This window comes from Corallococcus interemptor (assembly GCF_003668875.1).
Taxonomy (GTDB): Bacteria; Myxococcota; Myxococcia; order Myxococcales; family Myxococcaceae; genus Corallococcus; species Corallococcus interemptor.
This window is the reverse complement of sequence record NZ_RAWM01000057.1, coordinates 43,724-50,195: the sequence shown is the minus strand read 5'-3', so window position 1 is coordinate 50,195 and position 6,472 is coordinate 43,724. Positions and strand designations below refer to the sequence as shown.

The window sequence follows — 6,472 nt, the reverse complement described above, 5'->3', positions numbered from 1 at the left end:
CCTATTAAGTCGTCGGCAGCGTCAGATGTGTATAAGAGCCAGCTCCTGGGGCGTGGCCCAGGCGGAGCGCGCGGCGGGGGCCGCAGGGGCGCCCCACTCCGGCGTGGCGGGAGGGGAGACCCACTCGGAGGCGGCTTCCTCGACCGGAGCGTCCCACGACTGCTGGGTGCCGGTGGGCTGGGCCCAGGCGGCGCCAGCGGAGGCGTCCTCGGTGGCGGCCCATTCCGGCTGCGCGGCGTCCGTGGTGGCCCACGGCTGATCCGCGCCCGGGGTCACGGCCTCGGCCGTCGCCCATTCGGGCTGGGCCTCGATGGGGGCTTCTTCCGCGGCGGCCCATTCGGGCTGCGCGGCGACGGGAGCGGCTTCCTCGGTGGCCCATTCCGGCTGGGCCTCGATGGGCGCTTCTTCAGCGGCGGCCCACTCCGGCTGCGCGGCGACGGGAGCGGCTTCCTCGGTGGCCCATTCCGGCTGGGCCTCGATGGGGGCCTCTTCAGCGGCGGCCCACTCCGGCTGCGCGGCGGCGACGGGAGCGGCCTCTTCCGTGGCCCACTCCGGCTGCGCTACGGCAGGAGCAGCGGCTTCTTCGGTGGCCCATTCCGGCTGCGCCTCAATGGGAGCCTCTTCGGCGGCGGTCTCGGACGTCGACCACTCGGGCTGCGTGGCAACCGGCGTGGCAGTGTCAGCCGTAGCCCACTCAGGCTGCGCCTCGATGGGAGCCTCTTCGGCGGCGGTCTCGGACGTCGACCACTCGGGCTGCGTGGCAACCGGCGTGGCAGTGTCAGCCGTAGCCCACTCAGGCTGCGCCTCGATGGGAGCCTCTTCGGCGGTGGCCCACTCGGACTGAGTGGCAACCGGCGCAGCGGCTTCTTCGGTGGCCCATTCGGGCTGGGCTTCGATCGGTGCGTCTTCGGCAGTGGCCCACTCGGGCTGCGCCTCGATGGTCGCGGCCTCCGTGGCGCCGTCCGTCGGCGCCCACTCGGACTGAGTGGCGACCGGCGCGGTGCCTTCAGCCGTGGCCCACTCGGACTGCGCGGCGACGGGCGCGGACTCTTCCGTGGCCCACTCGGGCTGGGCTTCAATCGGCTCGGCTTCATCCGACGTCCACTGGGCCTGCGCGGCTACGGGCGCGGAGCCCTCCGCCGTGGCCCAGTTGGACTGCGCGGACTCAGGTGCGGCTTCTTCGGCGGTCCACTCGGGCTGGGTGGCGACCGGTGCACTGGCTTCCGCCGGGGTCCACTCAGGCTGCGCGGAAACAGGCGTGGCCTCTTCCTCCGAGACCCATTCGGGCTGTGCCTCGATGGGGGCCTCTTCCGCCGCGGCCCACTCAGGCTGAGCGGCGACAGGAGCGGACTCTTCGGCCGTGGCCCACTCTGGCTGAGCTGCGACGGGCGCGGTCGCTTCCGTCGAAGCCCACTCGGGCTGCGCGGCGACAGGAGCGGCGGCTTCCTCCGTGGCCCACTCGGGCTGGGCTTCGATGGGCGCGACTTCATCCGACGCCCACTGTGACTGCGCGGCAACGGGAGCGGACTCTTCGGCCGTGGCCCATTCGGGCTGCGCAGCGACAGGCGCGGACTCTTCCGCCGTGGCCCATTCGGGCTGGGCTTCGACAGGGGCTTCTTCAGTCGAGGCCCATTCGGACTGCGCGGCGACCGGTGCGGTGGCTTCCGCCGGAGCCCACTCGGACTGCGTGGCGACGGGCGTGGCCTCTTCAGCCGTGGCCCATTCGGGCTGGGCTTCGATCGGCGCGTCTTCAGCGGTGGCCCACTCGGGCTGGGCCTCGATGGGCGCGGCCTCCTCGGTTCCCCACTGCGGCTGCGTGGGGACGGCGGCGGCGCCTTCGGTGGTGGCGGCCCATTCGGGCTGAGCCTCGATGGGCGCGGCTTCTTCCGTGGCGCTCCACTCGGACTGCGTGGCGGCGGGCGCGGCGGCTTCCTCCGTGGCCCACTCCGGCTGGGCTTCGATGGGGGCGGCTTCTTCCGTGGCGTTCCACTCGGACGCCTGCGCCGGCTGGGCGGCCTCAGGGGTGGCCCATTCGGACTGGGCCTCGATCAGCGGAGCTTCCTCGGACGCGGGCGTCCATCCGGCCTGCGCATCCGCGACGGGCGCCGTCGAGGACGCGGCCCAGGCGGAGTCAGTGGCCGGAGCATCCCAGGCGGGCGTCGCGCTCGCGGCGGGCTGCTCGGACGACGCGGTGGCGGCCCACTCGGGCTGGAGCTCGATGGGGGCGGCGTCCTCGGACGGCTGCGCCCACTCGGACGCGCTCGCGGTGGGCTCCACGGCATCGGCGGCCCACTCGGGCTGGAGCTCGATGGCTGCGGACGCGTCCTGCAGACCCACGGTGTCGGTGGCGTCCGAGGGCGCACCTTCGGCGGACCACGACTGCGCATCCTGATCCGAGGTGTTCCAGGTCGAAGCTTCGGTGGACTGCGCTTCGGCGAGCGACTCGGCGGCGGTGGCCAGCGGCACGGCCTCGTCGGCACTGCCGCTCAGCTCGCCCCACTGCTCCGAAACAGGGGCCGCTTCGTCCGCGGGCTCGACGTCGTCCGAGCCGAGTTCCACCGTGTCGGCTTCGATGTCCGGGCCAACCGGGATGCTGCGGATCCGCAGCGACGGGATGCCGGACTCGTTCGCGAACGGGGAGGGCGGCGGCGTGAGCTGCTCCTCTTCGGCTCCGAGTTCGGCGACGTCGAAGGTCTGGGCGTCCACGCCGGACGCGACCGCCGGGGCCGCGCCGCCGTTGGAGCCATCCGTGACGCTTTCGTGGGCGACATCGTTCGCGTCGAGCGCGATCTCCTCGGCCGAGGCTTCCGCCGGAGCACCGCTGGCGGACTCCCAGTTCGACGCGACGTCGTCCGTGCTGAGAGCGATTTCCTCGGCGGGGGCTTCGGGTGAAGGAGCGCTGCCCGACTGCCAATCCGTGGCGACATCGCTCGACTCGAGCGGGATCTCCTCGGCGGCGGCGTTGTTCGCGGACCACTCCGTCACGGCATCGCCCGTGGCCGGTGTGTTCGCGTCGGTGGTTGCCGCCGTGTCGGCCTGCCACTCCGTGGCGACATCCTCGGAACCGAGGGCGATCTCTCCCGCGCCTTCCGTTGAAGCACCCGGATCCGCCTGCCACTCCGTGGCGACGTCCGTGCTCAGCGCGACGGCATCGGCAGCCGGAGCCTCGCCAGCTGCCTGCCACTCCGTGGCAACGTCATCCGCACCCAGCGCGATCTCTGCGTCAGCCGGAGCCGAGGCACCCGCCTGCCAATCCGTGGCGACATCGTTGGTGCCGAGCGCGATCTCCTGCGCAGCAGCCTGTTCGCCGGTCTGCCAATCCGTGGCGACGTCGTTGGTGCCGAGCGCGATCTCCGCCGGAGCCTCGCCAGCCGCCTGCCAATCCGTGGCGACATCGTTGGTCCCGAGCGCAATCTCTTCGGCCGGAGCCTCAGCCCCCGCCTGCCACTCTGTCGCGACGTCGTTGGTGCCGAGCGCGATCTCCGCCGGAGCTTCAGCACCCGCCTGCCACTCCGTGGCCACATCACCGGTGCTGAGCGGGATCTCCTCGGCCTCCGGAGTCGCCTGCCATGCGGCCTCGACTTCGGTCGGTCCGGTCGCCGCGGCCTCTCCACCGGACTGCCAGGTCGCCGCGACAGGCGTCTCCGGCTGCCACTCCGTGGCGACGTCGCCCGCGTCCAGGGCGATCTCCTCCGCGGGCACTTCCGTGGCCGAGGCGCCATCCGTCCACGCCTCCGCGATGTCCCCCGCGCCGAGCGCGATCTCCCCACCTTGCTCCGGCGCACCCGCGACAGGGGCCGCATCCGCCCCCCACGCTTCCGCCGTCTCCGCGGCGGCCGGCTCCGCTTCCTGCACGGCGGCTTCCACGGGCGCGGCGGACTCCGCCGTCGCGACGTCGCTCCAGTCCCACTCCGAAGCCGTGCCTCCAGCCGGCGCCGTCGGCTCCACCGCGAGCGGCGCCGTGTCGAGCGCGCTGGCCCGCGACTCCTCGGACTCCACCGCCAGCGGCGCCGCGTCCCACGCCGCGTCCACGGGCGACAGGTCCTCGGCCATCACCGCCTCGGGGACGGGCTCCGCCTCCAGCAGCTCCGCCTCGCCGACCGCGTGCTCCGCGGAGGCCAGCGCCTCCGCCATCGGATCCAGCTCGGACGTCGCGGGGGCCTGGGCCTCCGACTCGACCTCCATCGACAGGTCCGCGAACGAATCCTCCAGCGAGGGCTCCGGCTCGGCGGCGGCCACCGGCGGCGGCGTCTCCACCGACAGACCGGAGAAGTCCTCCTCGGCGCTCGTACCCCACGCCTCCGCCGCAGCAGGCGCCGCCGCCACGGGGGCCTGCGGCATCCACGGCGCGGGTTCACTCAGCGAGGGGATGTCGATGTCGTCCGTGCTGAGGTTCAGGCTGTCCGGCTCGGCGGGCGCCTGCGGGACGTACCCGCCGGCCTGCGGATCCACCGGGGCCGCGTTCGGGTCATACGCCGCGTTCGGGTCGTAACCCTGCTCCGCCCATGCCGCCGCCGCGTTCGGATCATAGGCCGCCGCGTTGGGGTCGTAGGCCGCCGCCGCGTTCGGGTCATACGGCGCGTTCGGGTCGTAGCCGGCGGGGTACGCGTACCACTGGCCGTCCTCGCCGTAATAGCCCTGGGCGTTCGGGTCATAGCCGGCGGGGTAGGCGTACCACTGGCCGTCCTCGCCGTAGTAGCCCTGCGGCTGCTCGTAGCCGGCGGGGTAGGCGTACCACTGGCCATCCTCGCCGTAGTAGCCCTGCGGCTGCTGCTCCGGCTGTGCCCACGCCTGGGCCGCCGCGGTGTCCGCCGCGTCCTGGATGCCCAAGAGGCCGCGCAACTCGACCCAGCGAGCCTCCTCGACAGCGGACAGGCTTCCCAGCTTCCGCTTCTCATCCAGGAAGCGGAACTCTCTCATCGCGGCGCGCGTATCGGACATCCGTCACCTTGCTGCGCCAGCGTCCAACAGGGGGACCGCCGCAGCGAAAATCTTGGAGGTCCGCGAGTGTAGGGGACTCCCGCCAGGGGGTAAACCAATCCGCCACGCCCGGCCGGCCGCTACCTCCCCGAGAGGGCGGCACGCACCGCCTGGTCCAGGCCCGCGAAGTCCTTCTCGTAGGTGGCCTGAAGGGCCTCCTGGAAGGACTGCCCCCCGCCCGCCCTTTGGATGAAGGCCAGCAGCTTCTCCTGGCCCCCCAGCCGCACCAGCTCCCGCACCGCCATGGCGGACGTGCCGTAGGCGATCTCCGGCTGGGACATGGTGATGGGCGCCTTCGAGTCCATGTCCGACAGCTTCGGCAAGAGCCCCTGCTTTGCCCGGCCCCGCATCGCATCCCGGAGTCCGCGCGGGGGGCCGTCCAGCCCCAGGTAGCGCCACTCGATGTACTCGGCCAGGCCTTCGTTGAACCAGCGGGGCAGGGCACCGCCGCCGCCCGGGCAGAGCTCGTCCACCGCCGCGTGCACGTACTCGTGGACCAGCGTGGCCTTCGTCGCCTGCGTCAGCTCCGCCGCGTCGTTCATGCGGATGGCGTTGTCGGAGTACAGGCCCGCCACCGCGGCCGCGTAGCTGGGGCCCAGGTGCGTGGCGAACTCGTCGCGCGTGTAGAGCACCACGTTCAGCTGCCGCTCGCGGGCCTTCCCCAGCGTGCGCTGGGTGAAGTCATAGGCCTCGTCGAGCGCGGACACGACCTTGCCCTCGTACTCCGCGCGCTGGCCGAAGTCCCGGTCGCTGTTGAAGTAGCGGATGGCGAAGCGGCTGTTCTGGCGCACGCGCATGCCGTCCTTGCCCACGCCGGACTCGTAGCTGAGGCTCGCGGAGCGGACCTCTCCGCCTGACGTCGCCCTCGCCTGGCGCGTGTCCCCGGAGCCGGGCTCGCCGTTCATCCGCTGCTCCAGGCGCTCCGCCTCGCGCCGCGCGGCCCCTTCCTCCGACACCCGCGAGCGCGCCAGCTGCAGCAGCTTCTTCGCCTCCGAGGCCTCCTTCGACTTCGCGGGCACCTTCTGCAGCGTGGCCAGCGCCCCTTCCGAGTCCTGGTCCGCCAGCTGCAACCGCCCCAGCTCCAGCGCGAACGCGCCGTCCTTGGGGAAGTGCTCCAGGCCCTTCTTCAGCGCGTCCTCCGCGGCGGAGCGCTGATCCGTCTTCAGCGCGGCGCGCGCCAGGCAGCGCAGGCCGCCCGCCGTCTCCTGGAAGGCCACGGCGCGCTCGCCCAGCGAGTACGCCATCACGGCATCCTCCGGGAGCAGCGCCTCGCAGCCCTTGAGCAGCGGCGCCGCCACGGACGGCCGCTGCGCTTCGGGGTAGGCGGAAGGGTCCGCGGCCGCGAAGGCCAGGTACAGCTCCTCCCACTCCTTGTGGGCCGCCAGCTCCTTCGCCTTCTGCGCGGGAGGAGCGGCGGCCAGGAGCAGCAGGGCGATGAGGGGCGTGTTCATGGGTTTCCGGAGTATCGCCGAAGCCCCGAGCGCCCGCGCAA

Annotated in this window: 2 protein-coding genes; both read right to left on the bottom strand. The window is 72.8% G+C overall.

The genetic code is table 11. The features are described 5' to 3' along the window. Positions 1-21: 21 nt before the first annotated feature. Complete coding sequence (locus D7X96_RS42040) at positions 22-4,941, bottom strand: hypothetical protein (protein WP_121770551.1); 4,920 nt, start codon at positions 4,939-4,941, stop codon at positions 22-24. A 119-nt stretch (positions 4,942-5,060) separates the two neighbouring features. Next, positions 5,061-6,431, bottom strand: coding sequence for a peptidase MA family metallohydrolase (locus D7X96_RS20885; RefSeq protein ID WP_121770550.1), 1,371 nt, complete (start codon positions 6,429-6,431; stop codon positions 5,061-5,063). Positions 6,432-6,472: the final 41 nt, after the last annotated feature.

Bases quoted from the DNA above. Each gene is read 5' to 3' on its own strand.
- D7X96_RS42040 (WP_121770551.1), bottom strand. From the start codon at position 4,941: ATGTCCGATACGCGCGCCGCGATGAGAGAGTTCCGCTTCCTGGATGAG.
- D7X96_RS20885 (WP_121770550.1), bottom strand. From the start codon at position 6,431: ATGAACACGCCCCTCATCGCCCTGCTGCTCCTGGCCGCCGCTCCTCCC.